This is a genomic window from Blautia faecis, from assembly GCF_027662325.1.
GTDB lineage: Bacteria > Bacillota > Clostridia > Lachnospirales > Lachnospiraceae > Blautia_A > Blautia_A faecis.
The window spans coordinates 141003-155128 of sequence record NZ_JAQDKY010000002.1; the positions used below are offsets into that span (position 1 = coordinate 141003).

Genomic DNA, 14126 nt, shown 5'->3' on the forward strand with positions numbered 1-14126 from the left:
ATTACGAAAAGGTAAAAGGCATATCCCGCTCCTTTTTCAGTTTGGACAACTGGTCGTGGTAAGAAACCAGGGAACGTTGATAGCTCTCTTCTGCTTCTTCCCGGGATGAAAACCCAGTACGACGGCCGTATTCAATGGTGCAGATAAGAGGATTTACCAATTTGGTCAGATGAGCCCAGGTACCGTTGTCTTCCTGAAAGACGGGGGTTTTGGTTTGTTTTTGCATTGATTCATTTTCTCCTTTGTGATTTTTTTACATGAAATATTTCTTTATCACGAAACATTATATGAAGTTTCTCGGCTATTATCAATACAAAAGTTTCTTAATAACGAATTGTTGGTAAAGGTAGGGAATATCATGCAGAAACTCAGACCGGATATGAACATTGGCGGGAACATACAGAAAATACGGTATAGCCGAAAGCTTACACAGGATCAGGTGATTGCTAAAATGAATCTCAAGGGGATCCAGATCTCCAAAAGTACCTATGCGAAGCTGGAAACAAATCGGATGAATATTAAAGTAAGCGAACTGGTGGCCATGAAAGAAATCTTTGAGTGTGAGTTTAATGATTTCTTTGAGGAGCTGAATGAATAACTATATAGACAAAATATTATTCGGGGAACTCTCTTATTATTTATCTAGGTATATGATAAAACATAATTACATTAAGAGGGTTCCCTGGCTTTTTATATGAGATAATGTCGTATGTGACATAATGTTTACAAGAAAGTCAGAATTTTTATATTCCTGATTTTTTTAGTTTATGCGCCTATATCATATTGAAATTCCGCATATATAGAATGCCGCATTTTTTCATATAATTGCTTAAAATTTTTTTCTGCATCGTCAGAAGAGATAGTATTTGAAGTGCTTAAGGTACTTTCGAGCCGACTGCTGTAATTAAGGGCAAACTCAGGGTATTTCAGAAATGTATCCAGGGCAGCAGATTCCAGTTCCTCTCCTGCTTTCAAACGTTCCAACTGAATACTATCAAAAAGTTCTTGTGTCATAGGTACGATCCCGTATATTGCAGCCCATTGAGTCTGAGTGAAATGTTTCAATTCTGCCGGCAATGTCAGTAATTTTTGTTTTTGCTCCAAGGTCAATTCTTCTAATAAATTTTCTCCCATAATCAAAATTCCCTCCCATTGGAATAAATATGTGCAAGTAACTACAGTAGATATTCTACAACTTATAATTCGATTATATATTAGTTATCCTATACTTACAATCTCTGAATAATATTGTAGTTGAGGGTAATGGTATATGGAAGATCGTGATTATGGAACTATCCGGATCAAACTGGATGAAATGATAGAAAAGCAAAACATCAGTAAGAACAAACTGGCTCACCGCGCCGAAATGCAAAGGACCCAACTCAACCAGTTTTGTAAAGGAACGGTAACACGGCTGGATACCGCTGTTTTAGCCAGGTTGTGCTGTGCATTGAATTGTAAGATCGAGGATCTGTTGGAGTACGTTCCACCAGAAAATAAGGAAAAATAAATATATCTCATAAGCTAAAAAGTGCAGAGAAGTATATTATACAGTTATACGTCTCTGTACTTTTTTGCTTATGATGGTCATATCCTTAATGAAATCATTGTAGGTAACCATCCGCTATGTTTTCACTCATGTGTGAGATATACCCCAACAACCTATATTCCCTTTCATTTTTCCAGTCACAGATCATGCCATCAGCAAAATTAAAATCTATACCTCTTCCCTTTGCAATATTCATACTTCTTGTAAATGTATTGTATAATCCTACTGTAGCCCATGAAAAAGCTGTATCCATGAAAAACACAGCTATCTCATAAGTGATATTGAATCCACAGCCAATCGTGCTACAATAAAATTATACATTTCAATATAAGAAGGAGGTCATTCTATGGCACTGCAAGAAGATTTCAATCAAATAATAGATTACGCACATTTTTGGAACTGGGCTCCTGATTGGGGAGAAGTGCAAAGAATATACGAGAAATTCCCTGATTCCTTCTCCGTACTTACGCCCTTTGCGTATTCCTATTTGGAAGAACTGATTAGAACTACAACCTCCGACTATGGACTTCCTTTATTCGATCGTAATGGGCAACCAGTTAAGGTCAATGTTGGCATGAAGTTGATTTCTTTGGCAATAGCAGAAAATCAAAATAATCAGGAATATGTCAAGGTTCTGGAAGAAACAAAGAAATATTTCAAATATGTAAAAGTAAACAACGATGAAAACGGGCGAAACAGAGTTATGCATGGATTCGTTCATCCCCGTTTTTGGAGCAAGGAGAACTTCGAACAACTCATTCATCATATTGCTGTTCTTTCACCTTACTCAAAGTTTTAATCTATAACTTCGCTTTGAAATACGTTTGGAATACTCGCTTGTGATTCTGAGGAACCATCTTGAAAGGATCTGCGTTTAGCAATTCCGATTCGTATAGCAAACTCATTGCAAAGCAATGGGCAAAAAATTCGGACACACCGCAGTTATCTTGATTCATACCAGTCAGGGAAGTGACCAATCCACTATAGTTTTAGATGTATCATCTTTACCATCTTGAATTGATCAGAAACTGTCATACTGACCTTTGTGGATAGCTTTAAGCCATTTTTAGGGATGTAACGATAGTATGGTTCCTCCGCAATCACCTTCACATTACCCCCGATCTTTGCTGCCAGTTCTTCCGCTGAATCCACATAAAAGAACATTTGTGCATCGGCATGGCCGACCTGTTTCATATATTTTTTCTTCATCATGGTCATTCCTCTTTTGTTCACCGTATCAAAAACAACTTCCATATTTCCAAATTGCCCAATCATACGCAGAAGGGCAATGACCTTATGTTCCTCAAAATAATGAAATAACCCGCCTGCAGTAACGAGAATAGGAGCATCAAATACATCATTGCGAACTTTTTTGATCCAATCCTTTGCAAAGGCATCCCCGGAAATATATAATTCCCTCTCTGGTTCGGGAAGAAGTCCCCGCCGGTATTTGATTACATGAGGCAGATCCACGGCATACCAGTGTGTCTTTCCGTTATCACATCGGTGATAGGTTGTCTCCAGACCACAGCCCAACTGGACAATCACACCGTCCGGTCTGCGTTCCAGAAAAGTCCGAATAATCCGATCCATATTAGCAGACCGGGAAGCAGAGGCCAAAAGGGTATACTGGCTCTGCATATTCTGTTTAATCAAGTCTGAAGGCAGCTTCTTTTTCAATTCCAATGCTTTTTTATCATATAAAATTTGCGGGTAATGCTCACTAGCATAAATTCTTCCCAGCATAGGGACGAACAGTGTATCCTCCACGACTCCTAACTTTGACATAGCCAAACCTCCTGTTTTGATACATTACTTTCTACCGACAAGCAACCGGGAAGAACCTAGCATCATCATGGCAGCCCGACGGTGGGCGCCAAAAGCTTCCTGTGAGGTATCAACAAGTCGTACTTCCTCATACCCCATATCCCGCAATTTCTGCGCAAAACCTTCCATGTCACCGTACATCTTTTGTTTCATATCATCGTTAAGTGCAAAGACGCCGCCTTTTTTCAATACCCGCAGGCTTTCCAGCAGCAGTTTCTGCATATCTGCACCCATGACATTGTGATAGACATAGTTGCTGATGACCACATCAAAGCTCTCATCAGGAAAATCCAGCTGCTTCGCATCACCGTGCTGAAATACACAGCGGGAAGCCACGCCCTCACTTGCAGCATTTTTCTCGCAGAGTGCCTTGCTGTAATTGTACACAGCGCCCCAATAATCAATACCGATTACTTTTGCTTTCGGCCATGTCAGAGCCGCACGGATTGTCAGCGCTCCGGAGCCGCAACCTACTTCCAGAATCTTGCCCTCACCGTCATAGTCTAGGTGCGAGAGGACAACCCGGTGAACCTGTTCCATGATTCTGCCACCGCCAAAGGCATACTGCCGCCTGATCCATGTGATCCAGATCAGCAAAACCACAAGTGCGATTGTGATGATGGCAAACAGCACACCGAGAACAGCGACATGAAATACATAAAAAGAGAGGACAGCCAGCACAGCGGCCAAAACTCCGATTCCGCCAATGATGTAAAAGACAGGATTGGACATCCAGCTTCCATAGTCTTCCCCGTGGGTGCCAAGGCGGATATTCTCCTGCTTCCATTGGTTCCTTTTCATTGCACTACCTCCTTTTCCTTCTTCACGCAAGTTTCCAGTTCTGGCTTTCTGTCTGCAGTTTTACCATATGGGCATATACACCATTCTTTTCTTCCAGATCCTTTGGTGATCCTTCTTCTGCCACTGTACCATCAGAAAGGACAACGATCTTATCTGCTCCGGCTACGGTACGCATCCTGTGGGCGATAACCAGAACGGTTTTATCTGCGATCAGACGGGAAAGGGCTGTCTGTATCAGAGTTTCATTCTCCACATCCAGGGAAGCAGTGGCTTCATCCAAAAGAATGATCGGCGCATTTTTCAGAAATGCACGAGCAATAGAGATACGCTGGCGCTCTCCGCCGGAAAGTTCACAGCCATTTTCCCCGATATTGGTATGCCATCCATCCGGCAGTTTTTCCGCAAATTCATCCACATTGGCAAGTTTCGCAGCAGCAATGACCTGTTCATCTGTGGCGTCTTTGTTTCCGATTCGGATATTTTCCAGAATCGTATTGTCAAACAGTGTAACATCCTGGAATACGATGGAATACAGAGAAAGCAGTGTTTCCGGATCAATTCGGGATACATCCATGCCTCCCACGGTAATCTTTCCTCTGTTAATATCCCAGAACCTTGCTGCCAGCCGGGATACGGTTGTTTTTCCGCCGCCAGATGGGCCGACCAAAGCCGTAACCTCTCCCTGTTTTGCCGTAAAGGAAACATCTTTCAATACGGTTTCTCCGGTATTGTAGGCAAACCCAACATGGTCAAAGACAATATCATACCCCTGATTGGAAAGCCTGTCGTTGCCCTGCTGGATCGGATGATCGAGAATTTCATTCATACGGGCAATGTTGGTTCGTGTACTGATGACTGCCGCAAGATTCTGGAGTGCGCCCTGCAGAGGGTCATATAAACGGGATACTACCAGAAGGAACATAAAGAATGTAAGCACGGAGAGGCTTCCTTGCATGAGCAAAACAGCTCCCACCAGCGCAACCGTTGCAATACCAAGCTTCAGCACCAGCGATGCGGAAACCACAAAAACAGCAAGGCCGAATTCATTGAGGATGGAACGATGCTCCACGGCACGGATCTTCTTTTCCAGACCTTTTAAATATGCCTGCTCCGCATTGTTCGCTTTCAGGTCACGAACCGTTTCAATGCACTCCTGTATCCCGTCTGCGCAGGCCATCTTTACATCCATGGCTTTCTGATTCAGATTTTCCTGAATCTTTGCGGAAAATCTCACAATCGCAAAGGCAACCGGCAGAACCCATAAGGCAGCCAGTGACATTCTCCAGTCCGTAAAGAGCAGACCGATGGAAATCAGAACTGTAGAAATGATCGAGCCCGCAAGCTCAGGGATAAAATGCGAAAAACTCTGCTCCAGGAAGGTGCAATCCGCCATAATGGTACTGGTAAGATCGGCTAAATCCTTTTTCTCGAAAAAGGAAAGGGGGATTTTTCGCAGATGCTCTGCCAGGGTAATACGTCTGATACCGCTTTCTTTGTAAGTAGCAAAGTAGGTTGCATTGTATTGAAAGAAAGTGGTCAGCAGAATCAGGTCGATACACACCACGCAGCCTGCCACATAAAATGGAATTTTCTCACCAGGAACACCCCCGTTCATAAGATCGCCGACCAGGTAATATAAAAGTCCCACCGGGAACATAAAAGACAGATTCTGAAGGACACAGGCCAGGCAGCCTTTGATCAGGTCTTTTGCTCCCTGTTCAGACAGGGCATATTTTTTCTGCAGTTTTTTGATCATATCACTGCACCTCCTTTGTTACCTTCCATTGCACGGAAGTCTGGTAATTTTTCCACATACGGCTGAATATACCGTCTTTTGCAAGCAATTCGCGGCTGTTTCCGCACTCGGCAACCCGTCCGTCCTTGTTTGTTGTAAAATAAAAATGGTTCTTCCGCATTTGTTAGTATCTAACTAGAAATACGATACATCAGTTTAGCCTCTAGCAGTCGCCTGCCACATCGGCCATACATGGTACGCTTGACCATTTTGAGTTTACTATTAGTTCCTTCTACAAACCCATTACTAAGGTCACTGGAAACGGCGTTTTCAACTGCTCTGATATCTTTTTCCAGGCCATTAGCAAAACTGGAAAGTTCTTTTATTTCGGAGGTCTTGTAGCGATCTATAAAAAGATATAAAAGTGGCAAACTTTTCTTACTGAAAAGCATACGAAATTCTTTGATACACTGCTCAATTTTCCAAAGGATTGGCATTTGGTTCCAAAGAAAATCCCTGTGAGTTCGTGTAAGTTCTCCATTCATCCATAGATAATTGAAGATACCTTTTCTGGTTATATAATCAGTCTTCGCTTTCTTGCCTCCATCATCACTGTATTTTGCCGAACCGTTGCTGTATTTTTTGATTTCAAGACCATTTACGTATGCAATCTTACATATATATTGTCTGGCATTTGTAGAGGTTCCAGCATATCCCGAATCTGCCAGTTCTCTAGCAATCGCAGACTGAGTCAGACCACTTTGTATACTTTTGATTATAAAATCGGTATATCTTTCCAGGGATCCGTGTACATTGCTGTGGCATAATTTATTTGGGTCTTCTTCTAGATATTTTTTTACGGTCCTACGATCCTTCCCTGTGATCTGTGCGATTTCCTGAACAGAAATTCCATCTTTGTGAAGTACCTGTATCTGTTTAATGAGATTTCGACGGCTTTTTTCTTTTTCCGATAAGTTATCCACATTGAATAAGATTTTTTTTACCTGCTTCTATCTGGGAGGTGGATAAATCCGTATTGTTTTCAGGTGAATTAATAGGAATTTCATTCGTGGCAGGAATCTCCCGACCAAGGATTTTATTCACCGCCTCCATCAGATTTTGATGCAGATGAAAACGATCCGCAATCTGCATGCAATTGGGCAGAATTTCTTCCACTGCTTTGGCGTAAGCAGAAGCACGATCTCTGCTTACAGTGGTTACATGCTTATTTTGTTTCAACCATTCTTTCAAAGTGGCGCCATCCCTTCCATCCAGAATCGCTACGGTATTATGTGTTGCTTCATCAACTATTATGGTTCCATATGTATGTCGCTTTTTAAAGGCGAAATCATCTATACCAATGGAAGAACCACATATCTTAGCCGGCTGTTTTGAATATCTTTTCAGAAGTAAACGAATGACAGTGTCTCCACTAATTTTAACATTCATGGATTTCATAATCCTGGCACTGGCTTCACAGCTTGTCTCAACAGCAAGCACACAGGCAAAATCTTCAAGACGATCCGTCATTCTGCTGTTGTAACTAAGAAATCCACCAAATGTCTCTGTTGGTGCAGACGATGCACAAGCATCACTATTACACTCATAATCATAAATCTGCATATCCAGAATCATTCGTTTTCCCAGGATAGGAAGGTCTTGCACTGTACGGCGGTGTGATCCATGATGCTGATGCAATAAAGCACCACATCTGTGACAAGTACAGGATGTACTTGTGGAATGCATATGAATGATGATTTTATCATGTGTATCCTCAATACTGAGTATCTTCAAATCGGATGGATAAAACGACTGTAAGTTTAGCGTGGAATCTAATATAGCCATAACGTGAATCCTTTCACCAAGTATAATCTTATTATACTCCTTGCGTAGCTATTTTAAAATATAAATTTACTAATGGTTGCGGAAGAACCAAAAAGGTCTTGCAAAAAACACGTCCTGAATGACAAAAATCTGATCCACATTTGTTACGGTAGAAAGCCTGTGGGCAATCATAATCACCGTCTTTCCCTCGGAAAGTCTTGAAAAAGCAGCCTGTACGCGGCTTTCGTTATCCGGGTCAGCAAAGGCAGTGGCTTCATCTGCTAATGTCAAGTAAGGACTAAAAAAATCCTCCGGATTTTTTCCAGAGGATTTTTTATAAAAATTCACACAAAATAAAATTATCACTGCAGAAAATTTTTATTTAATTACTCCAGCACTACCTAACTCTATAAATTTTGATGGATAATAATCTGCATCCATTTTAACTTTCAACAATTCATAAAAATGCTCATTATGTGTAGATATTATAATCTGGCGCCCCATCTCTGTAGTTATAGTTCTAAGAAGATCAATAAAAGCCAACAAATTTATACCATCTAAATGCTGAATAGGATCATCCATAAAAATAGTATTAAAGGTAGTATTTTTTTCGCTCAACACTTTTGATAAAAAAATACATAATGACAAAATATTTACCTGAGCTGAACTTAAGTATAAAACCGGAGACATCATGTTTTCTTCAGAGTCATCATATGTATAAATGTGAGTTTTCAATCCCTTCTTATCTTTTGAAGTAATAAATTTGATATGCTTCATTGTAGGATGTGGATCAATCTTATTGTATATCTGATTAATGATGTCAGAATTAAAATACTCATTTGTTCTTTCTACAATGAATTCCTCCACATAATTTTTACTTTCACCCAACTTTTCCAACCGTTTGTCCAATAATTCCAACCTTTCTTTTTGCTTTTGGCAGGATTCTTTTCTATCTAGCCACATTTTTTGTTCTTTTAAATTTCTTAACCCTAAAAGAATATTATCTTCTTTTTCCGATCTCTCACAAAGCTCCTTTATTTTCTCTTTTAAATCGGTATTTAATTGCTCAATTATAGGGGCTATTCTTTCATCACTTTCAACTTCGCCAATTGCGCTTTTGCATCGTAGCAAATAGCTATCAATATTGACTTGCAATTCATTAATTTCTTTCAAAAGCGACTCTAATTTTAATTCGAACTCCTCCTTCTTTCCAGTAACTTTAGATTGGTTATCTACAAGCTGTTTTTCTATTTCAGATAATTGCTCAGATAGCATTTTACACTGATTTTCAATTACTTCCTTCATTTCTTCGTAACTAAACTCAGATTTATACAAATCACTTTCTTCAAGAAATTTTCCAACTTCTAAGAAAATAGGCTCTACTTTGATATTACTATTCTCCTCTTTTATTTCAAGAATTCTTAAATTACAATCTCGAATGCTTTTATTTATTAAATCTAACTTTTTCTTATGATTTTCATTCTCAGCTTGCCAAAACTCTATGTTTTTTTTCACAAAAGTTATTTCTTTGTTAATTTCTTTTTCTTTATTCTCAACGCTATCCTTTACGGAAATATCAACTCCTTTTTCTAAATAACTCACTACCAAATTTTTACAGATGCTTTCGGCTGAATCAACCATACTCTCCCATGAAGTAATTATTTCTTGCAATCTCGTTGTTTTTTCCATTTCTGTAGTATACTGTTTTTTATACCTTGTATGAATAGCTACAATTTGTATATCTATTTCTTGCTCTACTTCTTTTATTTTTACTTCAAGTTCTTCCTTTCTCACCATATTCTTTTTCAACTGGCTATCAATTTCCAGCAATTCTTTGTTTTCATTTGCATTTTCAGATATTTTCCCTAGTAACTCCTCGCAATCATTATATTTCATGTGACATAAAGGACATTCATTTTGATTTCTTTCGACCACAATATCTTTACCTTGAATGAGTAATTGTTGAATTTTGTCAAGCAATTTAGCAATATTCCTTTTACTCTTTTCTAAAGCCTCGATATTTTCAATCAATAAAGTTTTCTCCGCTATTAGCTTATTAGTAAAATCATAATTGCTTATGATCTGCTCAGAAATAATATCTCTTATACTGTCTATATCTGTCTTTTTTTCTCTGAATGCTTCTATTCTGCTTATATAAAGAGAATATTCCATAATTCTTTTTTGCCGTTCTTCCAAGATATACTTTGCTTTAATAACTAATTTTTTATACTTTTGTATCTGTAATTTACTTTTTTCATACTTATAGAAGTTCTCCTGTAATTCTCTATTAACTATTTGTTGTTCTCCAATTACTTCATTACCTTTCTTTAATTTATCCTCTAACTCTTGTATCTTCTCTGTAATATCAAGTCTTTGTTTTTGGCTATTTATTAATTCCTTTTCAACACACTCCATATTCTTAATATTTCGTTCCATCTTGGTTTTGCATTCATAAAATACGGAGATTTTACCAAGAATATCAGAAAATTCTTGAGACTTCTTCAACATGTTATTCCTTTTTTGTACACCTTTTTCAATATTCTCCCATATTAATAATGCTTTTTCACCTTCAGACTTCATCTGCAACTTTAATTGCAGATTTTTTTTATTACACATATAAATAGAATAATCTTTTAATAAGATATCATTAACGTTTACATCAACTTCTGTCTTGTGTTTATCCTTCTGCGTTTTTTCATATAAATTATCAAATTCTCTCAAAAGCTCGTCTATTTCTGAAAATATAGCATTATTTTGCAAAACTTGAAATCCATAATTCTTTTCGTAATTTAATATTAATTCCTTAATTTTTTCACTTTGGCTATTTTCATAGCTATATTTTTTTAATTCTTTCTCTTCCTTTGAAATATCCAAAGTTAACTGTTTTTTCCTTTTATCTATTTCACTATATAATTCAGTAATATTATTTAAAATTTCTGAGTAATTATTTTCGTCCCACATTACCCGTAACTCATTTGTTTTATCTTCTGCTGTATATCTTTGTAAAAAACTTGTAATCTTGTCATGTGCCAACAAATTTGTTGTACAAAATGTGTCTTTTTCATCCCATATTGTTTGCAACTCCTTAGAAATACTTACTGGCTCACCTGGTCTATAATCACCCTTCATTTTTCCACTTTTCTTCTTTGTACAAATATGCAATATACGATTATCCTCATCAACAATTTTTACTGTTCCAAACTCAGCATCAACATCTTTGTTCTTCAATATATAATCTTTTTCACTTTTTCTTTCCTCTTCAACGGGCTTACCTCCTTCTAGCCTCCCTATTTTATCAGTAACTGCCCATTCTATTGCGTCAAAAAAAGAGGTTTTCCCATAACCATTTGGAGCATAGATTGCCACTAAATCTGCTATTTTTCTACCATTATCATATGTAAAATTAAATCTCTGCAAATCCTTATAAGCCCTAAAGTTGCCAATATCTATCTCTTTAATTTTTTTATTCATCGATACCATCTCCTATATACAGCGCAACCTTTTTATTTATATCCAAGTTACTTTTTCGCAAAATTGTGTATAACTCCAAGTCTTTTTCTGCTATCTTATCATATAATAAAATTTTTTCCTTTGGTTCTTCTAAGTCATTTATACTAAGACTTAAAAGACGCTTCCTGAGATAATCCCTATCCTCTAATTCTTTTTCTGACAAATCATCCCATACCATTTTCCGCACAGCATATTTATCTTGCTCCACTTTAGCTTTTATTTTCCAATCTACAGTTTCTTCACATTCAAAAATCAAATAAATGTTCCATTTTTCAATCGCTTTTCTCAATTTTGTTTGAAATTCCACTGCAATTGACGCTGTTATAGTAGCATAATAATTTTCTATTTCTTTTTGATTATTTACAATTACCTGAAATATATAAATGTTATAGCCCTGCTCTTTCTCAACCCAGCAAGTAATCATATCTATCCATTCTGAGTTATCAGTGTTACGTAATGAATCTTTCCCATAATTATATAATTCAAATCCCATGAAGCACCTCCAGTATTCTTCCGCTTAATTTTCGCTCCAATTCTTTCCCGGATAATTGTTCGTTTCCATCCTCATCTATAAAACGTACCATTTCATCTATTAATGCCTCAATATGTACCAGTGATATATGCTGCATACTACTTTTTACATCATCAATATAAAGATGATTTTCAACACTAATTGTACGGCTGATATTAGTAACTATTTCATTAATCTTACTCGATGGAAGAATTTTTTTAGCAGGTGTTTTATCAGTCTTTATAATCATTAGTTCCCCATCATTAATATCAAAATATGCGTTCTGCAAATAATCTTTCAAAAAATCAGGCAATTTTGTATGGTTTGTCACATAAAAAACTTTAACACTTCGATCTCCGTCAATTCCTTTTATCATATAATAATTTTCATTTTTAAGATTTTCTCGATCTTCAATACACCGAATTATTAAATAAAGCAACCATGCTTCCCATAATTCATTTTTTAAAACACTTTTATGCGAATAGGGCCATACGATTTTACTTCCGCAACGATCCATTATATTCTTAGGTGTTACATTTCTTATAATCTCAGGTATTTGTACTGAACACACTTCCACTAAAGGATCATCAAATATTTCCAAAGTGCCTTGGACAAAGTCATTAAAACTACACCATCTTATATTTGGTAAATGTATATTTTGCGCTTTAAATAATTCATCATCTATTCTAAATATTGATATTCCATTGATGGCGGAAAAAGCGCCTTCTGGAGAGCATAAATCATTAAGAATTCCACATAAATAAATTCTATTATCCTCTTCTATAAATACCCCGCTTCCAGAATATCCAGAAACATTTTGAGATGCAGTACTTTCATATGTTTCAAAGCTACTTTCGCTATTAATTTGAATAATTGATTTACTCGGAATATCATTAATTTCTCCTCTAAGCAAATATCGTTTTATATTACTTGATACAGAACTTAAAGCATTAGGAAATCCCACAATAGCTACCTTTTCTCTTATCTCTGGTTCTATAATTTGATATTCCGGTATATCATCAAGAAAATCAATTGTAAAAATAATAATGTCGTTTTCCTTAAGTATCGTCTTTTCTCTAAAATTCAAAAAAATTTCTTTTATACATCCTTCTACCTGTCGAAATATCTTTATTTTCTCATATGCAATATCTGTTTGTTCATTCAAACAATGCCATGCCGTTATAAGATATGAATTTGTTTTCTGTGTATTTGAAATAAGGATACCTGATCCATAGAACCCCTCATACTCTATTTTTATTACAACCTTATCATAAAAATCCGTTATCATGCTTAGGTTTCCTCCACATTAATGCCTGCTTCATTTAAAATAATGAATTCCATGCCATATTCTGATATTTCTTTTTCTGTAAAAATTTTGCTGGCATCAATATCATAATTACAGTAAAATTTGACAGGTAAAGTAGTATTACAAATAATTCGACTTAAACATTCTTTGCTCGGTCTTCCTTCTTTTGTAAGCTGCGTACTTATAATATAATTACTACAATCCAACATTTGAATAAGCTCATTGCTCGTATTGTGCTTGCTCGCATGATGAGCTATTTTACAAAAGTCAACCTTCAATTTATTTTCATTTGAATAGCCAAGCTTTGTTAAAGAATTCTTTATAGTGTTATCCTCAGCATCACCCAGAAGCAATAATTTTTTTCCACTAAATTCAAATAAAAAGGCTATACTACTTCTGTTCGTCAAAGAAACAATCCCTTCAAATTCTTTTTCATGTAGCTCAGTAACACTTTTTTCATAATCACAGCAATATGCGATATGTGTTGTACGAGCACATTCTTCATCATCTTTATCAGCAAATTCTTTTAATATTTCAACATTTGGCGATAGTACAGTAAGTTTTGCACCTCCGACAAAATGGCAACCGGGACTAACTATAGGTAATTTTCTTATAATTCCTGTTCTTTGTAAAATTTCCTCTAAGTCTTCCCCCTGTCTCCAACTAATTTTTGTATCTCTTTCATACAAATTAATCTTTTTGTAAAGTCCATCTATCTGTAACGAATTAAACAATCTCTCTCCAAAATTAAACCACATTTGTTCGATTATCGAAAAGTCAAAATCTTGATTAGAAAACAACCGTAAAATACCATCTATATGGTCTGAATCAATATGAGTCAAAACTAATAAATCAATTTTTCCCTTTTTCTCTTTTATCTCGTCAATAAATTTACATAATTGATGAAAACATAATTTTCCTCTACCTCCATCAACAAGAATATAATGCAACCTATCATCCCCATACGAAATAATTATACTGTCGCCATTCAAAGCTTTTAGTACCTTAATATTAAGCATAATCTATATCTGACACCCTTTCAAACGTCATTCTTCCTGTTTCA

At 36.6% G+C, this 14126-nt stretch carries 16 protein-coding genes and 1 pseudogene; 3 read left to right on the forward strand and 14 right to left on the reverse strand.

Annotated features, from left to right (window positions below):
* Position 1: 1 nt before the first annotated feature.
* Positions 2 to 226: a hypothetical protein gene (locus tag PGQ38_RS02085; protein ID WP_204453140.1), complete on the reverse strand. Its 225-nt coding sequence runs from the start codon at positions 224 to 226 to the stop codon at positions 2 to 4.
* A gap of 132 nt (positions 227 to 358) precedes the next feature.
* Between PGQ38_RS02085 and PGQ38_RS02090 the strand changes: the two genes are divergently transcribed.
* Positions 359 to 598: a helix-turn-helix domain-containing protein gene (locus PGQ38_RS02090; RefSeq protein WP_195379833.1), complete on the forward strand. Its 240-nt coding sequence runs from the start codon at positions 359 to 361 to the stop codon at positions 596 to 598.
* A gap of 167 nt (positions 599 to 765) precedes the next feature.
* On the opposite strand, the gene PGQ38_RS02095 is transcribed toward PGQ38_RS02090, so the two are convergent.
* On the reverse strand, positions 766 to 1134 hold the full coding sequence (locus tag PGQ38_RS02095) for a hypothetical protein (protein WP_204453141.1): 369 nt from the start codon (positions 1132 to 1134) through the stop codon (positions 766 to 768).
* Between the two features lie 136 nt (positions 1135 to 1270).
* Here PGQ38_RS02095 and PGQ38_RS02100 point away from each other — a divergent pair, with 136 nt between their 5' ends.
* Positions 1271 to 1510, forward strand: coding sequence for a helix-turn-helix domain-containing protein (locus PGQ38_RS02100; protein WP_204453143.1), 240 nt, complete (start codon positions 1271 to 1273; stop codon positions 1508 to 1510).
* A 94-nt stretch (positions 1511 to 1604) separates the two neighbouring features.
* Here the strand turns inward: PGQ38_RS02100 and PGQ38_RS02105 are convergent, their stop codons facing one another.
* Positions 1605 to 1802 (reverse strand): hypothetical protein, encoded by a 198-nt coding sequence (locus tag PGQ38_RS02105; RefSeq protein ID WP_147343030.1) that lies wholly within the window; start codon positions 1800 to 1802, stop codon positions 1605 to 1607.
* A 93-nt stretch (positions 1803 to 1895) separates the two neighbouring features.
* Here PGQ38_RS02105 and PGQ38_RS02110 point away from each other — a divergent pair, with 93 nt between their 5' ends.
* The gene (locus PGQ38_RS02110) at positions 1896 to 2348 is read left to right on the forward strand and encodes a hypothetical protein (RefSeq protein ID WP_118583074.1); all 453 of its coding nucleotides are present in this window, start codon (positions 1896 to 1898) and stop codon (positions 2346 to 2348) included.
* 182 nt (positions 2349 to 2530) lie between these two features.
* On the opposite strand, the gene PGQ38_RS02115 is transcribed toward PGQ38_RS02110, so the two are convergent.
* The 11 genes and pseudogenes from PGQ38_RS02115 to PGQ38_RS02160 form a co-directional block, all read right to left on the reverse strand.
* Complete coding sequence (locus tag PGQ38_RS02115) at positions 2531 to 3337, reverse strand: class I SAM-dependent methyltransferase (protein ID WP_204453145.1); 807 nt, start codon at positions 3335 to 3337, stop codon at positions 2531 to 2533.
* 24 nt (positions 3338 to 3361) lie between these two features.
* The gene (locus PGQ38_RS02120) at positions 3362 to 4177 is read right to left on the reverse strand and encodes a class I SAM-dependent methyltransferase (RefSeq protein ID WP_204453147.1); all 816 of its coding nucleotides are present in this window, start codon (positions 4175 to 4177) and stop codon (positions 3362 to 3364) included.
* A gap of 22 nt (positions 4178 to 4199) precedes the next feature.
* Positions 4200 to 5933 (reverse strand): ABC transporter ATP-binding protein, encoded by a 1734-nt coding sequence (locus tag PGQ38_RS02125; protein WP_204453149.1) that lies wholly within the window; start codon positions 5931 to 5933, stop codon positions 4200 to 4202.
* 1 nt (position 5934) lies between these two features.
* Positions 5935 to 6060: pseudogene (locus PGQ38_RS19660) on the reverse strand (ATP-binding cassette domain-containing protein); the annotation flags it as partial.
* Between the two features lie 43 nt (positions 6061 to 6103).
* Positions 6104 to 6895, reverse strand: coding sequence for a transposase (locus PGQ38_RS20345; RefSeq protein ID WP_270430718.1), 792 nt, complete (start codon positions 6893 to 6895; stop codon positions 6104 to 6106).
* Entirely contained in the window at positions 6888 to 7757 is an 870-nt protein-coding gene (locus tag PGQ38_RS02135) for a transposase (protein WP_204453151.1), read from the reverse strand. Before PGQ38_RS02135 ends, PGQ38_RS20345 begins: the two co-directional genes overlap by 8 nt.
* 69 nt (positions 7758 to 7826) lie before the next feature.
* Positions 7827 to 8027 (reverse strand): hypothetical protein, encoded by a 201-nt coding sequence (locus PGQ38_RS02140; RefSeq protein ID WP_330674424.1) that lies wholly within the window; start codon positions 8025 to 8027, stop codon positions 7827 to 7829.
* A gap of 87 nt (positions 8028 to 8114) precedes the next feature.
* A complete protein-coding gene (locus PGQ38_RS02145; RefSeq protein ID WP_204453153.1) occupies positions 8115 to 11207 on the reverse strand; it encodes an AAA family ATPase in 3093 nt (1030 codons plus the stop codon).
* Entirely contained in the window at positions 11200 to 11739 is a 540-nt protein-coding gene (locus PGQ38_RS02150) for an ABC-three component system middle component 1 (protein ID WP_204453155.1), read from the reverse strand. The genes PGQ38_RS02145 and PGQ38_RS02150 overlap by 8 nt, the downstream gene beginning before the upstream one ends.
* Positions 11729 to 13045 carry an ABC-three component system protein gene (locus PGQ38_RS02155; protein ID WP_204453156.1) on the reverse strand — a complete coding sequence of 439 codons (1317 nt, stop codon included), beginning with the start codon at positions 13043 to 13045 and terminating at the stop codon, positions 11729 to 11731. Before PGQ38_RS02155 ends, PGQ38_RS02150 begins: the two co-directional genes overlap by 11 nt.
* Positions 13046 to 13047: 2 nt before the next feature.
* Positions 13048 to 14082: a ComEC/Rec2 family competence protein gene (locus PGQ38_RS02160; protein WP_204453158.1), complete on the reverse strand. Its 1035-nt coding sequence runs from the start codon at positions 14080 to 14082 to the stop codon at positions 13048 to 13050.
* Positions 14083 to 14126: the final 44 nt, after the last annotated feature.

What these genes read in the sequence shown, in the direction of transcription:
- PGQ38_RS02085 (WP_204453140.1), bottom strand. Translation starts at nt 226, where the DNA reads ATGCAAAAACAAACCAAAACCCCCGTCTTTCAGGAAGACAACGGTACC.
- PGQ38_RS02090 (WP_195379833.1), top strand. Translation starts at nt 359, where the DNA reads ATGCAGAAACTCAGACCGGATATGAACATTGGCGGGAACATACAGAAA.
- PGQ38_RS02095 (WP_204453141.1), bottom strand. Translation starts at nt 1,134, where the DNA reads ATGGGAGAAAATTTATTAGAAGAATTGACCTTGGAGCAAAAACAAAAA.
- PGQ38_RS02100 (WP_204453143.1), top strand. Translation starts at nt 1,271, where the DNA reads ATGGAAGATCGTGATTATGGAACTATCCGGATCAAACTGGATGAAATG.
- PGQ38_RS02105 (WP_147343030.1), bottom strand. Translation starts at nt 1,802, where the DNA reads ATGGATACAGCTTTTTCATGGGCTACAGTAGGATTATACAATACATTT.
- PGQ38_RS02110 (WP_118583074.1), top strand. Translation starts at nt 1,896, where the DNA reads ATGGCACTGCAAGAAGATTTCAATCAAATAATAGATTACGCACATTTT.
- PGQ38_RS02115 (WP_204453145.1), bottom strand. Translation starts at nt 3,337, where the DNA reads ATGTCAAAGTTAGGAGTCGTGGAGGATACACTGTTCGTCCCTATGCTG.
- PGQ38_RS02120 (WP_204453147.1), bottom strand. Translation starts at nt 4,177, where the DNA reads ATGAAAAGGAACCAATGGAAGCAGGAGAATATCCGCCTTGGCACCCAC.
- PGQ38_RS02125 (WP_204453149.1), bottom strand. Translation starts at nt 5,933, where the DNA reads ATGATCAAAAAACTGCAGAAAAAATATGCCCTGTCTGAACAGGGAGCA.
- PGQ38_RS02135 (WP_204453151.1), bottom strand. Translation starts at nt 7,757, where the DNA reads ATGGCTATATTAGATTCCACGCTAAACTTACAGTCGTTTTATCCATCC.
- PGQ38_RS02145 (WP_204453153.1), bottom strand. Translation starts at nt 11,207, where the DNA reads ATGAATAAAAAAATTAAAGAGATAGATATTGGCAACTTTAGGGCTTAT.
- PGQ38_RS02150 (WP_204453155.1), bottom strand. Translation starts at nt 11,739, where the DNA reads ATGGGATTTGAATTATATAATTATGGGAAAGATTCATTACGTAACACT.
- PGQ38_RS02155 (WP_204453156.1), bottom strand. Translation starts at nt 13,045, where the DNA reads ATGATAACGGATTTTTATGATAAGGTTGTAATAAAAATAGAGTATGAG.
- PGQ38_RS02160 (WP_204453158.1), bottom strand. Translation starts at nt 14,082, where the DNA reads ATGCTTAATATTAAGGTACTAAAAGCTTTGAATGGCGACAGTATAATT.